Annotated in this window: 10 protein-coding genes and 1 tRNA gene; 5 read left to right on the top strand and 6 right to left on the bottom strand. The window is 64.5% G+C overall.

The features are described 5' to 3' along the window. Window positions 1-125 precede the first annotated feature (125 nt). From VSR68_RS17670 to xth, 3 genes are all read left to right on the top strand, one after another. Window positions 126-827 (top strand): aspartate/glutamate racemase family protein, encoded by a 702-nt coding sequence (locus tag VSR68_RS17670; protein ID WP_342941063.1) that lies wholly within the window; start codon window positions 126-128, stop codon window positions 825-827. A gap of 119 nt (window positions 828-946) precedes the next feature. Beyond that, a tRNA-Met gene (locus tag VSR68_RS17665) sits at window positions 947-1,023 on the top strand. Window positions 1,024-1,188: 165 nt separating this feature from the next. After that, the gene (xth, locus tag VSR68_RS17660) at window positions 1,189-1,965 is read left to right on the top strand and encodes an exodeoxyribonuclease III (protein WP_342941062.1); all 777 of its coding nucleotides are present in this window, start codon (window positions 1,189-1,191) and stop codon (window positions 1,963-1,965) included. Between the two features lie 130 nt (window positions 1,966-2,095). Here xth and VSR68_RS17655 read toward each other — a convergent pair whose 3' ends face one another. Then, window positions 2,096-4,210, bottom strand: coding sequence for a M3 family metallopeptidase (locus VSR68_RS17655; protein ID WP_342941061.1), 2,115 nt, complete (start codon window positions 4,208-4,210; stop codon window positions 2,096-2,098). A gap of 443 nt (window positions 4,211-4,653) precedes the next feature. Here VSR68_RS17655 and VSR68_RS17650 point away from each other — a divergent pair, with 443 nt between their 5' ends. Then, window positions 4,654-5,814, top strand: a complete 1,161-nt coding sequence (locus tag VSR68_RS17650; RefSeq protein ID WP_342941060.1) for an acyltransferase — start codon at window positions 4,654-4,656, stop codon at window positions 5,812-5,814. A 90-nt stretch (window positions 5,815-5,904) separates the two neighbouring features. Here VSR68_RS17650 and folD read toward each other — a convergent pair whose 3' ends face one another. The 5 genes from folD to fixL form a co-directional block, all read right to left on the bottom strand. Beyond that, the gene (gene folD, locus VSR68_RS17645; protein WP_342941059.1) at window positions 5,905-6,762 is read right to left on the bottom strand and encodes a bifunctional methylenetetrahydrofolate dehydrogenase/methenyltetrahydrofolate cyclohydrolase FolD; all 858 of its coding nucleotides are present in this window, start codon (window positions 6,760-6,762) and stop codon (window positions 5,905-5,907) included. A gap of 357 nt (window positions 6,763-7,119) precedes the next feature. Further along, window positions 7,120-8,118 (bottom strand): DUF2950 domain-containing protein, encoded by a 999-nt coding sequence (locus VSR68_RS17640; protein WP_342941058.1) that lies wholly within the window; start codon window positions 8,116-8,118, stop codon window positions 7,120-7,122. Window positions 8,119-8,192: 74 nt separating this feature from the next. Further along, window positions 8,193-9,539 carry a DUF3300 domain-containing protein gene (locus VSR68_RS17635; protein WP_428983524.1) on the bottom strand — a complete coding sequence of 449 codons (1,347 nt, stop codon included), beginning with the start codon at window positions 9,537-9,539 and terminating at the stop codon, window positions 8,193-8,195. A gap of 496 nt (window positions 9,540-10,035) precedes the next feature. Further along, window positions 10,036-10,680: an oxygen response regulator transcription factor FixJ gene (fixJ, locus tag VSR68_RS17630; protein WP_090864927.1), complete on the bottom strand. Its 645-nt coding sequence runs from the start codon at window positions 10,678-10,680 to the stop codon at window positions 10,036-10,038. Continuing rightward, window positions 10,677-13,193 carry an oxygen sensor histidine kinase FixL gene (gene fixL, locus VSR68_RS17625; protein ID WP_342941057.1) on the bottom strand — a complete coding sequence of 839 codons (2,517 nt, stop codon included), beginning with the start codon at window positions 13,191-13,193 and terminating at the stop codon, window positions 10,677-10,679. Before fixL ends, fixJ begins: the two co-directional genes overlap by 4 nt. A gap of 275 nt (window positions 13,194-13,468) precedes the next feature. Between fixL and aceE the strand changes: the two genes are divergently transcribed. Beyond that, on the top strand, window positions 13,469-16,168 hold the full coding sequence (gene aceE / locus VSR68_RS17620) for a pyruvate dehydrogenase (acetyl-transferring), homodimeric type (RefSeq protein ID WP_342941056.1): 2,700 nt from the start codon (window positions 13,469-13,471) through the stop codon (window positions 16,166-16,168). Window positions 16,169-16,242: the final 74 nt, after the last annotated feature.

Below are 16,242 nucleotides of genomic sequence, written 5' to 3'. Positions count from 1 at the left end.
CGACGGCATACGACAAACGACCCTGCTGTACCGGCTGGCGGCACGCGATCCGTACCGCTCGCTCGCGCGCGGCCGTCCTATACTCGGCGACGGGATACAACCAACACGAACGGACACGAAGCGACATGAAGACGATAGGCGTGATCGGCGGGATGAGCTGGGAATCATCGGCCGAGTACTACCGGCTGATGAACCGTCACGCAAAGGCGCGCCTCGGCGGCCATCACAACGCGCGCAGCCTGATGCTGACCGTCGATTTCGCGCCAGTCGAAGCGAATCAGCGCGCGGGCGACTGGCATGCGCTCGGCGCGCAGATGGCCGATGCCGCGCGGCAACTGGAGCGCGGCGGCGCCGATCTCGTGCTGCTCGCGACGAACACGATGCATCGCGTGTACGAAGCGATCGAGGCGGCGATCACCGTGCCTTTCCTGCACATCGCCGACCCGACGGGCGAAGCGCTGCGCGCGGCGGGTGTCGAGCGTGTCGGCTTGCTCGGCACGCGCTATACGATGGAGCAGACGTTCTATGCCGGGCGCCTGCGCGAGCGTTTCGGGCTCGATACGCTGGTCCCCGATGACGAGGGCCGTGCGAACGTGCACCGGATCATCTACGACGAGCTGTGTCATGGCGTGATCGAGCCGCCTTCGCGCGACATCTATCGGAGCGTGATCGAGGACTTGAAAGCGCGCGGCGCGCAGGCCGTCATTCTCGGCTGCACGGAGATCACGCTGCTGATCAAACAGGAAGACTCCGCGCTGCCCGTCTTCGATACGACAGCATTGCATGCGCAAAGGGCCGTCGACTGGGCGATCGATTCCGCGCAGTGAGTCCCTGCAGTGAGTCCCTGATACGCGAGCGTCACCGGCCTCTCGCAGAAGCGGGTTAAAAAAATTCGCTCAAGTGTTTGACGCGTGCCGCAGGTGTCAGTACAATTCGCTTCCTCTGACGCGGGGTGGAGCAGTCTGGCAGCTCGTCGGGCTCATAACCCGAAGGTCACAGGTTCAAATCCTGTCCCCGCAACCAGTTTCATGGCACGTGTCCTGCTCCACACGGCCTCAGCATCCGAAGCCCGCATCGCCGCAAGCGTTGCGGGCTTTTGCTTTTTTACTTGCGCACGTTGCCGCACCGAGCCGCGCAGCGCGATCGCGGTAAGATGCGATCCAGCACCCGAGAGAACGAGAACGAGCGATGAAATTAGCCACGTGGAACGTGAACTCCCTGAAGGTTCGTCAGCAGCATGTGATCGACTGGCTCGAACTCAGTCAGACCGATGTGCTGTGTCTCCAGGAACTGAAGCTGCCCGACGAAAAATTTCCGCGCGCCGAACTCGAAGCAAAAGGTTATCGGAGCTGGTTCGCGGGGCAGAAGACCTATAACGGCGTCGGCATTCTCGTGCGCGATGGCGTGAACGTCGATGAAAGCCACATCGTGCGCAACATTCCCGGCTTCGACGACCCGCAGCAGCGCGTGATCGCCGCGACCATCGATGGCGTGCGCGTGATCTCCGCTTACTTCCCGAACGGCCAGGCGCCCGGCACCGACAAGTTCGCGTACAAGCTGCGCTGGCTCGACGCGCTGCACGACTGGGTCGCGAGCGAACTGGCGCAGTATCCGAAGCTCGCGCTGCTCGGCGACTACAACATCGCGCCCGAAGATCGCGACGTGCATGATCCGAAGGCGTGGGAAGGGCAGAACCTCGTGTCGCCGGAAGAGCGCGCGCAGTTCCAGCGTCTCGTCGAACTCGGCCTCGTCGATTCGTTCCGGCTCTTCGAGCAGCCCGAAAAAACCTTCACGTGGTGGGACTACCGGATGCTCGCATTCCGCCGCAATGCGGGTCTGCGCATCGACCACATTCTGCTGTCGAAGCCGCTCGCGGCGAGCTGCACGCATTGCGACGTCGACAAGACGCCGCGCAAGTGGGATCAGCCTTCGGATCACGCGCCCGTCGTCGCGCTGACCGAATAAGCGCACGCGCGAATAAAAAAAGCTGGTCCGGTCATTCCGAACCCGCTTGTCTTGCAGTAGAACGCGCGAGCGCCCGCGTTAAGGCGCTACGCGCGAACGCGCCTGCTGTGCGCCCGTGTCCGCATCGACATCAATGCGCCGCCCCAGGCACTGCGCCAGGCGCCATGCCGTTGTGACGCAGCAGCGCGTCGATATTCGGCTCGCGGCCGCGGAAAGCCTTGAACGATTCCATCGCGGGGCGGCTGCCGCCCACTTCGAGAATCTCCTTGCGATATCGCGTGCCCGTCGCCGCGTCGAGCACGCTGCCGGTGCCCGACTGCGCAGCTTCTTCGAACGCAGCATACGCATCGGCGGATAGCACTTCAGCCCACTTGTAGCTGTAGTAGCCCGCCGCGTAGCCGCCCGCGAAGATATGGCTGAACGTATTCGGCCAGCGCGAGAACGCGGCCTGCGGAATCACGTGGAAGCGCTCGTTGATTTCGCGCGCGAGATCGTTCGCGCTCTTTGCAGCGGACGTATCGAAGTCGACGTGCAGCTTCATGTCGAACATCGAGAACACGATCTGACGCAGCGTGCCCAGGCCGCTCTGGAAGTTCTTCGCGGCGAGCATCTTGTCGAACAGTTCGCGCGGCAGCGGCTTTGCGGTATCGACGTGCGAAGTCATGTCGCTCAGCACGTCCCACTCCCAGCAGAAGTTCTCCATGAACTGCGACGGCAGCTCGACGGCATCCCATTCGACGCCGTTGATGCCCGACACGCCCAGTTCGTCGACGCGCGTCAGCATGTGATGCAGCCCGTGCCCGAACTCATGGAAGAGGGTGATCACTTCATCGTGCGTGAAGCACGCGGGCTTGCCGCCGACGGGCGCCGAGAAGTTGCACGTCAGATACGCGACGGGCGTTTGCACCGCGCCGTCGACGGGCTTGCGGCGCGAGCGCGCGTCGTCCATCCATGCGCCGCCGCGCTTGCCTTCGCGCGCATACAGGTCGAGATAGAACTGCGCGACAAGGCCGCCGTCCTGATTCTCGACGCGGAAGAAGCGCACGTCCGGATGCCACGTGGCTGCCTCGTCGCGACGGATCTTCACGCCGAAGAGCGTCTCCGTGACCTTGAACAGGCCCTTGAGCACCGTGTCTTCGGGGAAGTATTGCTTCACTTCGTTTTCGGAGAACGAATAGCGCTTCTGACGCAGACGCTCGGCGGCGAACGCGACATCCCACGGCTGCAATTCGCCGAGCGCCAGCTCGCTCGCGGCGAACTCGCGCAACTCCTGCCAGTCGTGCTCGGCGTGCGGACGCGCGCGCGTCGCGAGGTCTTCGAGGAACGTCATCACCTGCTCGGGCGACTCGGCCATCTTCGGCGCGAGCGACACTTCAGCGAAGTTTTTGTAGCCGAGCATATGCGCTTCTTCTTCGCGCAGCTTCAGGCTTTCGGCGATGTTCGCGGTGTTGTCCCAGTCGGCGTTGCCCTTGCCGTATTGCGGCCCGAACTCCGATGCGCGCGTGACGTAGGCGCGGTACATCGTCTCGCGCATCGCGCGGTTTTCCGAGTACTGCATCACCGGGAAGTACGACGGGAAATGCAGCGTGAACTTCCAGCCGCTCTTGCCGTCGCGCTCGGCCGCTTCGCGCGCGGCTGCGATCACGTCTTCCGGCAGCCCGGCCAGTTCTTCCTGGCTTTCGGCGATGTACGCATAGGCATTGGTCGCGTCGAGCACGTGATCCGAAAACGCCTTCGACAGCGCGGCCTGATGTTCCTGCAGTTCCGCGAAACGCGGCTTCTGGTCTTCGGGCAGTTCGGCGCCCGACAGGCGGAAGTCACGCAGCGCGTTGTTCAGGATCTTCTTGCGCTCGCCCGTCAGCGATTCGAAATCGCTGGCGGCGGCGATCGACTTGTACTTCTCGTAGAGCGCGAGATTCTGTCCGACGCTCGACCAGAACTCGGTGACGCGCGGCAGGTTCTCGCCATAGACGGCGCGCAGTTCGGGCGTATCGGCGACGGCGTTCAGATGGCCGATCACGCCCCATGCGCGCGACAGCGGTTCCGTCGCGCGTTCGACGGGCTCGACGACGTCGGCCCACGACGCGGGCGTCGACGGCTCGCTCGCGCGGTCGACGGCGGCGTTCGCATCCGCGAGCAGCACGTCGAGGGCGGGCGTCACGTGTTCGGGGCGGATCTCGCCAAAGCGCGGCAGATCGGAGAAATCGAGGAGCGGATTGTCGGATGTCGATTGGGATGTGGACATGTTGCTTCCTGTCTGACGCGTTGAGTGGAGGCCCGGATGACCGTCAGCCGGGCCCGAAACGGAGCGGCGCACATGGCACGGCCCGCACGCGCGCGAGCCGCCGTCTGGCGTCCTGTGGAGCATATTGGGGCGCCATTCGCCATTTCCAGCCGGGATCGATCGGTTGCAGCACAAATTATCAGAACTGCCACCCGCGCGCAGAAGCTGCGGGCTCACGCATATTTGTACCAGAACGGGAAAGTGGGCAAGCGAACGGTCGCAACAGGGATTTTCGCGCATCGTAGAGTGGTCGGCGCGCGCGTCTCGTGTCTTGCGTATGTTTCGCGTGCGCCTTGCGTATGTCTCGCGCGTATCTGTCGTTCACGCCGGTTCGCGCCGATCGCGCATCCTTCAATTGCCGCTCGCCGTTGCGCGGCGGCCGCTTCGCAGCAGGTAGCATCCCGATGACTCCGCCTTCGAGCACTCTCTCGCGCGCGCTCGCTCGCGACGCCAACAACTTCGATCTCGTGCGACTGGTCGCTGCGTGCGCCGTCGTGTATTGCCATGCCTACGTGGTCCAGAGGACGGACGCGACCGACGGCGTCGCGTCTGCGTTGGGGTTCGACGGCGCGGGCAGTCTCGGCGTATACGCGTTCTTTCTGCTGAGCGGACTGCTGGTCAGCGCGAGCTTCGACAGGCAGCGCTCGGTGCCACGCTTTATCGCGTTGCGTCTTGCGCGTCTGCTGCCGGCGCTGGTCGGCGCGTCGCTGGTGGCGATCTTCATCGTCGGGCCGATCTTCACGACGCTCACGCTGCACGGCTATTTTTCTTCGGGCAGCACGTGGCGCAATCTCGACTATTTCTCGACGCTCGTGATGAAGCGCGGCTGGACGCTGCCGGGCGTGTTCGAGCACAACCGTTTCGCACACGACGTGTGCGCGCCGCTATGGACGTTGCCGCTCGAAGTGCGCTGCTATCTGCTCGTGCTGGTCACGGGCGCGTTCGGTCTGCTGTCGACGCGCAAGGGCAGCCTGATCGCCGTGCTGCTCGCGGCGGCCGCGTTTTCGCTGCGCGTGAACGTCGCGGAACTGCACATAGGCTGGCGCGATTTCGCGGACAAGGCGGGCGGCTATTCTTTTTTCCCCGAGCCGTTCTTCTTTCTCGGCATGCTGCTCTATGGATGGCGCGAGCATGTGAACATCAACGGACTGGCCGCGCTCGGACTGATGCTGGTGTTTCTCGTGTTTCGCGATACGGCGGGTGCGCAAGCGCTGTTCTATCTCGCGTTCGTCTACGGACTGCTGTGGGTGAGCGTGACGCCAGCGTTGCGCCGCTGGGTGCCGCGCCATGATTATTCTTACGCGATCTATCTGTATGGGTTCATGGTGCAGCAGTGCGTCGCGGCCCTCGCGCCGCGCATGCCGCCGCTGCTGTCGATACTGGTCAGCGCGCCGTTCATCGTTGCGTGTGCGGCGCTGTCGTCGCGCTGGATCGAGCGGCCCGCGATGAACGGGTGCCGCGCGCGGCTCGCACGCAGCGCGGCGCGCAAACGCGAGCGCAACGCGACGGCCGAAAACGCGCCGACGACGGCAGCGGATCTGACTGTCCGCTGGCCGCCTTTCTGATGATGCGTTAAAGGGCTGACGCCGCGCGCGCGGATGGCTATGGCGATCCGCGCGATTCGACGAAAGAGGGTGGTTGTCCCGAGGGACCGCTCAGGCCTGGCCTGCCGCGCGCTCGGCGGCTTCGATCGTGTTGACGAGCAGCATCGTGATCGTCATCGGGCCGACGCCGCCCGGCACGGGCGTGATATGGCCGGCCACTTCCTTGACGCTCGCGAAATCGACGTCGCCGCACAGCTTGCCGAGATCGTCGCGATTCATGCCGACGTCGATCACGGTTGCGCCCGGCTTCACCATGTCGGCCGTCAGCGTGTTGCGCAGGCCCGTCGCGACCACGACGATATCGGCATTGCGGGTGTATGCGGCGATATCTCGCGTCTTGCTATGGCAGACCGTCACCGTCGCGTTCGCCTGGAGCAGCAGCAGCGCCATCGGCTTGCCGACGATGTTCGAGCGTCCGATCACGACGGCGTTCGCGCCGCTCAACTCGATGCCGTGGGCTTCGAACATCTTCATCACGCCATACGGCGTGCACGGGCGAAAGAGCGGCTTGCCCGTCATCAGCGCGCCCGCGTTCGCGACGTGAAAGCCGTCGACGTCCTTCTCGGGCGCAATCGCTTCGATCACCTTGTGGCTGTCGATATGCGCGGGCAGCGGCAGTTGCACGAGGATGCCGTGAATCTTCGGATCGCGGTTCAGTCCGTCGATGCGCGCGAGTAGTTCCGCCTCCGACATGCTCGCGGGATAGCGGTCGTAAGACGAGAAGAGTCCGTTGTCCTCGCAGGCTTTTACCTTGTTGCGGACGTAGACCTCGCTGGCGGGGTTGTCGCCGACGAGCACGACGGCAAGACCGGGCTGATGTCCGCGGGCGGTGAGGGCGGCGGCGCGCGTGGCGACGTCGGCGCGCAGGGTCTTGGAAAGGGCGATGCCGTCGATCAGTTTGGCTGTCATGGTCGGTCGAGATACGGTGTTCGGAATGCGGGCGGGGCGGGCAGGCGCGGGGCGTGTGGTCACGTTGCCGCGCATGCAGCGCGTGCTGCGCGCGCGTTCGCGACATGCGCTCTCGCGCGGCCGTCGCGAATCGCACGGATGGCGCTCGGAGGCAGGAACAGGTCGCGTGCCGAAAAGCGCACGGCGCGAAAACCGCGCCGCAGCGAAGTTCGACATTATACCGTCGGGGATGGGATCGGTTGGCTTCGTGGATCAGCGCACTGGCCACCGCCGAGGCAAGCGGCCAGTGCGACGCGCGGTCGTCGCGAAGATTTCAACGCGCGTTCGAAGTACGTTCGAAGTACGTTCAATGCGGGGTCAGGGCTGCGTCGCTGTCCACGACTTATCGGGATTGAACGACGTGATCGCGTTCGCCGCGCGTGACGTCTGCGCGCCGAGATTCTTCTCGTAGACCTGGCCGTTCTGGTTGACGATGAAACTCATCACGCCCGTCTTGCCGTATTCCGCCGGCCACGCGACAAGGCCGAAGCCTTTCGACAGCGCACCATCCTGCACGTAGTTCTGCGCGCCGCCCTCGGCGTTCGCGCCCTGCGACGTCAGGATGCGGTAGTGATAGCCGTTGTACGCTTCGCCCGGCGCGACCTGGTGCGGCATCGTCGCGGCGAGCGGCCCGAGCGGGCTGTCGGGTTCGCCGGGCGCCGTGGGCCAGTAGAGTCCGTCGCGCTGGCCGGGCGAGCTGATGAACTTCTGCGCGTAGTGCTGCGTCTGGCTTCGATAGTCGTTTTGCGCATCGACGTAGGCGAGCGACGTGAGAATCGCCGCGCGCTCGTTGCGGCCGATGCGGCGCGTGAGCATCTCGTCAGTGGCGGCGGGCGTGTCGAACTGCCAGCCGCGCGCGCTCTGCACGATCGGAATCGGCAGCGTCCAGCCGTCCTTGCCGACGGCCAGATGCACGCTCTTGCGGCCGTGGCGCGGCGCCGGATCGTCGACGATCTGATGGCCGTTCGCCCATTGCCCGAGGAACGCATAGATGTCGTCCTCGCCGACGTTGGTCGTCGGGATGTAGCGGCCGTAGTTCTTGCCGAGCACTTTCTCCATCGCCGGATGGTCGTTCGTCGCGAGCGCGTCGGCAAACGCGCTGGCGGCCGCGTCGGGCGTCGGATAGACGGCCTGCGCAGCGGCGGGTTGCGCGGCGGCGATCATCGTCATGGCGACGACGGCCGCGAGCGCATTCGATGCGCGCGCAAACGGCAGGACGGGTGAATCGGATGGAGCCCGTGAAAGGGCCGCGCGCGGCGCGATCCGACGCGCGCAAAGCAGCGCGCGCGGTGGGCGGTGGGTCGAAATGCGGATCATGTGTGCCTCCTGGCGATCATTCGTGATCGTTCGCGACGGGTTGCGATTGCTCGTGACTGTTCGTGATCGTTCGCTCAGCGTCGATGGAACTGGCGTCCGCCGCCGCCTGCGCCGCCGCCAAAGCCGCCACCGCCCCTGGCTCCTCCGCCTCCTCCGCCGCTGAAGCCGCCGCCCGCCTGTCCTGCGCCGCCGGCCCCGAGCCGGCCGCCTCCCGCCTCGCCGCCGCTGAACTGCTGACCGCCTCCGCCCGCGCCGACACGGTTGCTCGCGCCACCGTTGCTCGCGAGCGACTGACGGCTTGCCTGTCCGCGCTGCAAGTCCTGCCGCGAGCCAGCGCCATCGCCGGCGCCGCGCAATGCGTTGTCGCGGTTCAGGTTCTGCGCGCTGTTGCGGATCTCGCCCGCGTTCGCGCCCCCTTGATGGATGTTCTGCACGCGCTGGCTCGCGTTGCCGCTCAGGTTCTGGCCGGTGCGGTTCTGCAGCGTCTGCTGTGCCTGCGCGCGCGATGCGTCGCGTCCGCGATATTGATCGCGCTGAGCGGCCAGATTGTTGTTGATGTTGGCATTGTTGCGATTGATGTTCGCGTTGTTGCGGTTGATATTCGCGTTGCGGTTCCAGTTCGAAGTCGCGGTGTTCGAATTGATCCGGTTGTTGACGTTGACGTTGTTGTAACGATTGACGTTGATGTTGACGTCATGGTTGTTCCAGTTGAATCCGCCCCACAGCGAATTGACGACGGCCACGCCCGCGCCGAACGCAAGCCCCGCCGCGAAGCCCGACGCGATCGCGTAGCCGGGAGGAGGCGGCACGTACACGGGCGGATAGGCGGGATAAGCCCACGCGCCGTAGACGACCGTGGGGTTGTACGTCGGCACGTAGACCACTTCCGGATTGGCCGGCTGGATCTGGATCGTGTTCTGCTCGACGATCACCTTCTGCTGCTCGGTCGTCTTCAGATTGCCCGCCGATTGCGCCTGCTTGCGCAGCCGCTGCACGGAGTCCATCACGTCGTTCGGCTGCGCGAGAAACGCGTTGCCGAGCTGCGTGATCCAGTCGAGCTTCGAGGCCATCGTCGCGAGCACCTGCGGGAACGCGACGAGCGATTGCACGCTCGGGTCCCACGGTTCCGATGCGACGGCTTTGACGGCATCGTCGCCCTTGTACTGCGTGTTCGACTTCGACCACGCGGCGGCCGCTTCGACGTCCTGCGGAAAGGTCGATGCCATCAACACCTGCGCGAGCAGCGCATCGGGGTAGAGGGCGATGGGTGCCGTCAGCGAATCGAGTTGCTGGCTCGAGACTTTCGCGGGTGTCTGCGCGACGGCGTCAACGGGTGCGACGATGCACACGGCGAGCGGCATGCCCGCAAGCGCGGCGCAAAGCAGCCATGTGCGGGGCCGGTAGCGTTCGTATCGATTCACGGTGAGAACCTCCTTGCTGCGTTGTGAGCGCGGCGGGTGTCAGTCGAATCCGACATGCGCCGCGACGCGTGTTGTGGCAATGGAGCGATGAGGTAACGACGGTGTAGATCGACTGATAATGGAAGTGAGGTGCGCGTGCAAGCGCGATGTGAGCCGGCGATGTGAACGATGTATGTCGCGCGCATCGAGCGTTGATAGCGAAAACGGCGACAGAGCGAGGCGATGTATGAAAACGCGGCTCGTCAGGCGATACGTTTTAGTTTGGATCACTAATGAAGAGCGGCGCCGCGCGCAAAACGGCGCACGATAGAGATGCGAACACGCACGAGAGGCGAGGGTAAGAAGGGGAATCGACGAAGGGCGCCGCGAAAGCAGCGCCGCATGATGCCATCAACGACGCTTCGGACGCCCGCGCAACACGCAAGCAAAATGGCGGGCGAGGGCTCCGGGCTGCGGGGCCGCCATCACGTGATGACGCCCGCGCGGCGCGCTGGCGTTACTGCGCCTGCTGCGGCTTGTTAGACAACGCGAGACGCAGCAGGTCGGCCACCGTGTTCACGTTGAGCTTTTCCATGATGTTCGCGCGATGCGCTTCGACCGTCTTGATGCTGATGCCGAGGTCGTCGGCGATCTGCTTGTTCAGGCGGCCCGCGATGATGCGCTCGAGCACCTGATGCTCGCGCGCCGTGAGCTTGCCGAGGCGCTCGGCGGCGGCACGCTGCTGCTGGACGCTGGTGCTTTCGCTGCGCGCCTTGTCGAGCATGCGCTCGACGAGCTTGCGCAGTTCGGCTTCGTCGAACGGCTTTTCGATGAAGTCCATCGCGCCTTTCTTCATCGTCGACACGGCCATCGGCACGTCGCCGTGACCCGTCACGAAGATGATGGGCAGCAGCGTGTTGTCGGCGATCAGGCGCTCCTGCAATTCGAGGCCGCTCATGCCCGACATCCGCACGTCGAGAATCAGGCACGCGATCTGGCCAGGATGCTGATGCGGTTGCCATGCGTCGAGGAACTGCTCCGCGGCGGAGAAGCATTGAACGCGATAGCCGTTCGCCTCCAGCAGCCAGCGCAGTGAATCTCGCACCGCTTCGTCGTCATCGACGACAAACACGGTTTCCTGTGTGGTAACTGGGGTGTTCATAGCTCTCCCGTAACGGTTTGTGGTGTCGGCGCCTCGGACCCGCCGTTGCTCGGGCCGTCAGGCTCTCCAATAGGCAGACTGCAATGGAAAGTGGCGCCCGTGATGTGGCCGTCGGACTCGACGTTGTTCACCACCCACAGGCGTCCGCGATGCGATTCGATGATCGAACGGCAAATGTTCAGCCCCATGCCCATGCCGTCGGACTTGGTGCTGTAAAACGGTTCGAAGAGACGCTCGGCCGTGGCTTCGTCGACGCCCGGACCCTGGTCGACGACGCTGATGCACACGAAGCCGGAGTCGAGCCGCACGACGACGCGAATGACAGGGTCGACGGCATCGGGCCGCGCGTCGTGCATCGCTTCCGCGGCGTTCTTCAGCAGGTTCACGAGCACCTGCTCGATCAGCACCGGATCGACATAGATCACGGGCAGGCGCGAGCGCATGTCCGTCACGATGCGGATGCGGCGCTTGCGCGCTTCGATCTCGGCGAGACCCACGGCGTCGGCGACGATGTCGGCGACGCGGGTGGCCTGTCGTTTCGGTTCGCTGCGTTTCACGAATTCGCGGATGCGCTTGATGATCATGCCGGCCCGAACCGCCTGCTGCGCGGTCTTTTCGAGCACTGGTAACAGGTTGTCGGGAGTTGTCCGACCAGATTTAACCAGCGCCACGGTTCCAGAGCAATAGTTATTGATGGCCGCGAGAGGCTGGTTCAACTCGTGCGCGAGCGACGACGCCATCTCGCCCATCGTCATCAGGCGGCTCGTGAACTGCAGCTTTTCGTCCTGCTGGCGCGCGAGTTCCTGTGCCTGCTTGCGCGTCGTGATGTCGGTTGCGATCTGCATCTGCGCGAGGTGGCCATCGACCCACTGGATGTACTGGCGGCGCACCTCGAACCATTTCTGGATGCCCTGCACGTAGACTTCCTGCGCGTCGGCCGTGCTTTCGGTGAGCGCGGCGGCGGGCAGGCCCGCGAACGCGTCGACCATGTCGATCGAGTCCGACGACGCAGCGGAGCTGTCGAAGCTGCCGCCGCCCGCGAGTTCGAGATGGCCGTCGGGACGGATGCCGAACAGATGCCGGTAGTAGCGGTTCGCGAACAGCAGTTCGGCTTCGTCGGCGGCGAGCACGGAGACGGCGGCATCGAGGCTCTCGAGCACCGTCGTGAAGCGTTCGTGCGCGGCGGCGAGTTCTTCGCGCGCGCGCTTCGGCTCCGTGATGTCCGTCATCGACGACATCCAGCCCGTTTGCCGTCCCGAACTGTCGATCAGCGGCGATACATACAGGCGCGCATGGAACAGCGAGCCGTCCTTGCGACGCACGCGCAGTTCGAACCCGGAAGAGGGCGCCTTGCCGCGCAGCGTCATGTCGAGCTGCCGCTGCATCTCCGGGTACGAATCGCGCGGCCAGTAGGGGAACGGCGCGTTCTTGCCGACGAGATCGCTTTCGTCCCAGCCCGTCATCCGGCAAAACGCGGGATTGACATGCGTGATGCGGCCGTGCATGTCGAGCACGCGCATGCCGATCAGCACCGAGTTTTCCATCGCACGCCTGAAGAACGCTTCGGCGTACAGCGCCTGTTGCGCCTCGAAGCGCTGGCGCGTGTGCTTCCACAGGCTCCACAGACTCCACAGCACGAAGCACGACAGCCCCGCGACCAGCCACACGAGCGTGTTGTTCGTGAAGTTGGTCATCTGCGGATACGCATAGACGCGCACCGACACGCCTTGTCCGGGCGGATCGAGCGGCAGGTCGTAGTACGCGTCGCGCGGCAGGCGCGGGCGCGTCGACGTGGTGGCCAGCTCGCGGTTGTTGATGTCGATGATCGAGATCTTGTACTTCGCCGACAGCTCGGGCGGGATGTCGCGCTTCAGTATCCCTTCGATCGAGAACACGGCGGCGACCGTGCCGAGGAAATCGCGGTCGCGATAGACAGGGGTTTGCAACGTGATATAGCCGTTGCCGACATCGTCGTACATCAGCGGCGAATAAACCTGGCGGCGCGTGTTGCGCGCTTCGGCGAACGCGGCCTTGACGGCTTCGTCCATCTGCTGGTCATTGGGCTTGGCGAGGCGCTGGCCCAGGCCCGGCAGCGCGTTGTTCGGCCAGCGCGGCTGCTGCGCGCTCGTGTACCAGTTCATGTAGAGGATCTCGGGATGCCCCTGCATGATGTCGGCCGTCGACACCTGGAAAGAATGCGGATCGGCGCGACCGGAGACGAGATCGCGCGAGAGCGCCTGTAGCTGCTCCTGCGCGCCCGTCATCGACAGACGGATCTGCTGCTGCGCCCACGCGACATTGCGGTAAAGCGTGTCTTCCTGCTGCTGCTGTTCGCGCCGGTTCAGGCTCCACAAAATCAGGCTCATGACGACCAGGAAAACGAGGATCGACAGGAGCGGCGTCAGCAAATAGGAGTTCGACCACCAGGGTCCGTGGTGCCAGCGAGAGGGCGACGAGTCCGCCGGCGATCCGGCGGAGCGCGCCGAGCGTGCGAAAAGCCGATCGGTCAACATGGCTCGCATTGTAGCGCAGCGGCTGACACGCAATTGCCGCAAAAAAGCGATGAAAGTTGCGCAATCGGGCGCAAACTAGCCGACGTACTCGCTGATGGGCAGTCAAACCAGGGTGCGCCGCAACAATTTTCCGCATTATGAGAAACGCTCTCGTAATCTGAAAATTTCCTTGCGCAGGCGTTGTGGGCCTTATTACAATCGGCCGGAAGCTGCCGCGGTCGAGGTTCGTCCGCGTCGCCTGTTCACAGTGCGTTCCCCATATCCAGGAGACGAGCATGTCCGCTGTACCCGACGAAGTCATGAAGTACGTCGCCAACGCCAAAGACGATGGCGACCCGCAAGAAACCGCCGAATGGCTCGAAGCGCTAGATGGCGTGATTTCTGCTGTCGGTCCCGACCGCGCTCACTACCTCATCGAGAAGCAGATCGAATTTGCCCGCGTGCATGGCGAGCATCTGCCGTTCTCCGCCAACACCCCGTACATCAACACGATCCCCGTCGCGAACCAGGCGAAGATCCCCGGCGACCAGGACATCGAGCACCGCATCCGCTCGTACACGCGCTGGAACGCAATGGCGATGGTGCTGCGCGCCGGCAAGGAAACCAACGTCGGCGGCCATATCGCATCGTTCGCGTCGGCTGCGACGCTGTACGACGTCGGCTTCAACCACTTCTGGCACGCGCCGTCCAACGATCATGGCGGCGACCTCGTGTTCGTCCAGGGCCACTCGTCGCCGGGCGTGTACTCGCGCGCGTTCCTGCTCGGCCGCCTGTCCGACAAGCAGCTTGACAACTTCCGCCAGGAAGTGGGCGGCGAGGGCATCTCGTCGTATCCGCACCCGTGGCTGATGCCCGACTTCTGGCAATTCCCGACGGTGTCGATGGGTCTCGGCCCGATCATGGCGATCTACCAGGCGCGCTTCATGAAGTACCTGCAGGCGCGCGGCATCGCGAAGACGGACGGCCGCAAGGTGTGGGCGTTCCTCGGCGACGGCGAAACGGATGAGCCGGAATCGCTCGGCGCGATCGGCATGGCCGGCCGCGAGCGTCTCGACAACCTCGTGTTCGTGATCAACTGCAACCTGCAGCGCCTCGACGGCCCCGTGCGCGGCAACGGCAAGATCATCCAGGAACTGGAAAGCGAATTCCGCGGCGCGGGCTGGAACGTCATCAAGGTGATCTGGGGCAGCCGCTGGGACGCGCTCTTCGCGCGCGACAAGTCGGGCGCGCTGATGCGCCGGATGATGGAAGTCGTCGACGGCGAATACCAGACGTACAAGTCGGAGTCGGGCGCGTTTGTCCGCGAGCACTTCTTCAATACGCCGGAACTGAAGGCGCTCGTCGCCGACTGGTCCGACGAGGACATCTGGAACCTGAACCGCGGCGGCCACGATCCGCACAAGATTTACGCGGCATTCCACGCGGCGACGCAGAAGAAGGGCCAGCCGACCGTGATCCTCGCGAAGACGATCAAGGGCTACGGCATGGGCGAAGCCGGCCAGGCGATGAATATCACCCACCAGCAGAAGAAGATGCAGGTGGAGGCGCTCAAGCACTTCCGCGACCAGTTCCGTCTGCCCGTCTCGGACGAGGAGATCGCACACGTGCCGTACCTCACGTTCGAGGAAGGCTCGAAGGAACTCGAATACATGCGCGCCCGCCGTCAGGACCTGGGCGGCTATCTGCCGGCGCGCCGCCAGAAGGCGGAATCGCTGCCCGTCCCGGCGCTCGACGCATTCGAGCCGCTGCTGAAGGGCACGGGCGAAGGCCGCGAGATTTCGACGACGATGGCGTTCGTCCGCATCCTCAACATCCTGTTGAAGGACAAGGCGATCGGCAAGCGCGTCGTGCCCATCGTGCCGGACGAGTCGCGTACGTTCGGCATGGAGGGTCTCTTCCGTCAGATCGGCATCTGGAATCAGGACGGCCAGAAGTACGTGCCGGAAGACTCCGATCAGCTGATGTTCTACAAGGAATCGGAAACCGGCCAGATCCTGCAGGAAGGCATCAACGAAGCGGGCGGCATGTCGGACTGGATCGCAGCGGCGACGTCGTACTCGACGCACGGCGAGATCATGATTCCGTTCTACATCTTCTACTCGATGTTCGGCTTCCAGCGCATCGGCGATCTGGCCTGGGCCGCGGGCGACATGCGTTCGCGCGGCTTCCTGCTGGGCGGCACGGCGGGCCGCACGACGCTCAACGGCGAAGGCCTGCAGCACGAAGACGGCCACTCGCTGCTGTGGGCGGCATCGGTGCCGAACTGCATCAGCTATGACCCGACGTTCGGCTACGAACTCGCCGTCATCATGCAGGACGGTCTGCGCCGCATGGTGCATGAGCAGGAAGACGTGTTCTATTACGTCACGGTGATGAACGAGAACTACGAGCACCCGGCGATTCCGCAGGGCGAGAGCGTGGCGAAGGACATCATCAAGGGCATGTACGCATTCCGCAAGGGCGCGGACAACGCGAAGGCGCCGCGCGTGCAGCTGATGGGTGCGGGCACGATCTTCAACGAAGTGATCGCCGCCGCCGACCTGCTGAAGAACGACTGGGGCGTCGAGGCCGACCTGTGGAGCGTGCCGAGCTTCACCGAACTCGCGCGCGAAGGCCACGAAGTGCAGCGTCAGAACCTGCTGAACCCGCTGGCTGAAAAGAAGCTGTCGCACGTCGAGAAGCTGCTGAAGGACGCGAAGGGCCCCGTCGTCGCCTCGACCGACTATGTCCGCGCGCTCGTCGAGCAGATCCGCGCATTCGTGCCGCAACGCTTCGTCGTGCTGGGCACGGACGGCTTCGGCCGTTCGGATACGCGCGAGAAGCTGCGTCACTTCTTCGAAGTCGACCGCTACTGGACCACGGTCGCTGCGCTGAACGCGCTGGCCGATGAGGGTACGATCGAGCGCAAGGTCGTGGCCGACGCGCTGAAGAAGTACAACCTCGATCCGTCCAAACCCAACCCGATGACCGTCTAAGGCATCGCCCCCGCGAGCCCCTGACGCGCACCTCGCCGCCCGAAGCGGGCGGTCGTGGTGCGCGCGGCCCTGGA

Source organism: Paraburkholderia phymatum, from assembly GCF_038900715.1.
GTDB classification, from domain to species: Bacteria; Pseudomonadota; Gammaproteobacteria; order Burkholderiales; family Burkholderiaceae; genus Paraburkholderia; species Paraburkholderia phymatum_A.
This window is presented reverse-complemented; position numbering and strand designations above follow the sequence as displayed.

Bases quoted from the DNA above. Each gene is read 5' to 3' on its own strand.
- VSR68_RS17670 (WP_342941063.1), top strand. From the start codon at position 126: ATGAAGACGATAGGCGTGATCGGCGGGATGAGCTGGGAATCATCGGCC.
- xth (WP_342941062.1), top strand. From the start codon at position 1,189: ATGAAATTAGCCACGTGGAACGTGAACTCCCTGAAGGTTCGTCAGCAG.
- VSR68_RS17655 (WP_342941061.1), bottom strand. From the start codon at position 4,210: ATGTCCACATCCCAATCGACATCCGACAATCCGCTCCTCGATTTCTCC.
- VSR68_RS17650 (WP_342941060.1), top strand. From the start codon at position 4,654: ATGACTCCGCCTTCGAGCACTCTCTCGCGCGCGCTCGCTCGCGACGCC.
- folD (WP_342941059.1), bottom strand. From the start codon at position 6,762: ATGACAGCCAAACTGATCGACGGCATCGCCCTTTCCAAGACCCTGCGC.
- VSR68_RS17640 (WP_342941058.1), bottom strand. From the start codon at position 8,118: ATGATCCGCATTTCGACCCACCGCCCACCGCGCGCGCTGCTTTGCGCG.
- fixJ (WP_090864927.1), bottom strand. From the start codon at position 10,680: ATGAACACCCCAGTTACCACACAGGAAACCGTGTTTGTCGTCGATGAC.
- fixL (WP_342941057.1), bottom strand. From the start codon at position 13,193: ATGTTGACCGATCGGCTTTTCGCACGCTCGGCGCGCTCCGCCGGATCG.
- aceE (WP_342941056.1), top strand. From the start codon at position 13,469: ATGTCCGCTGTACCCGACGAAGTCATGAAGTACGTCGCCAACGCCAAA.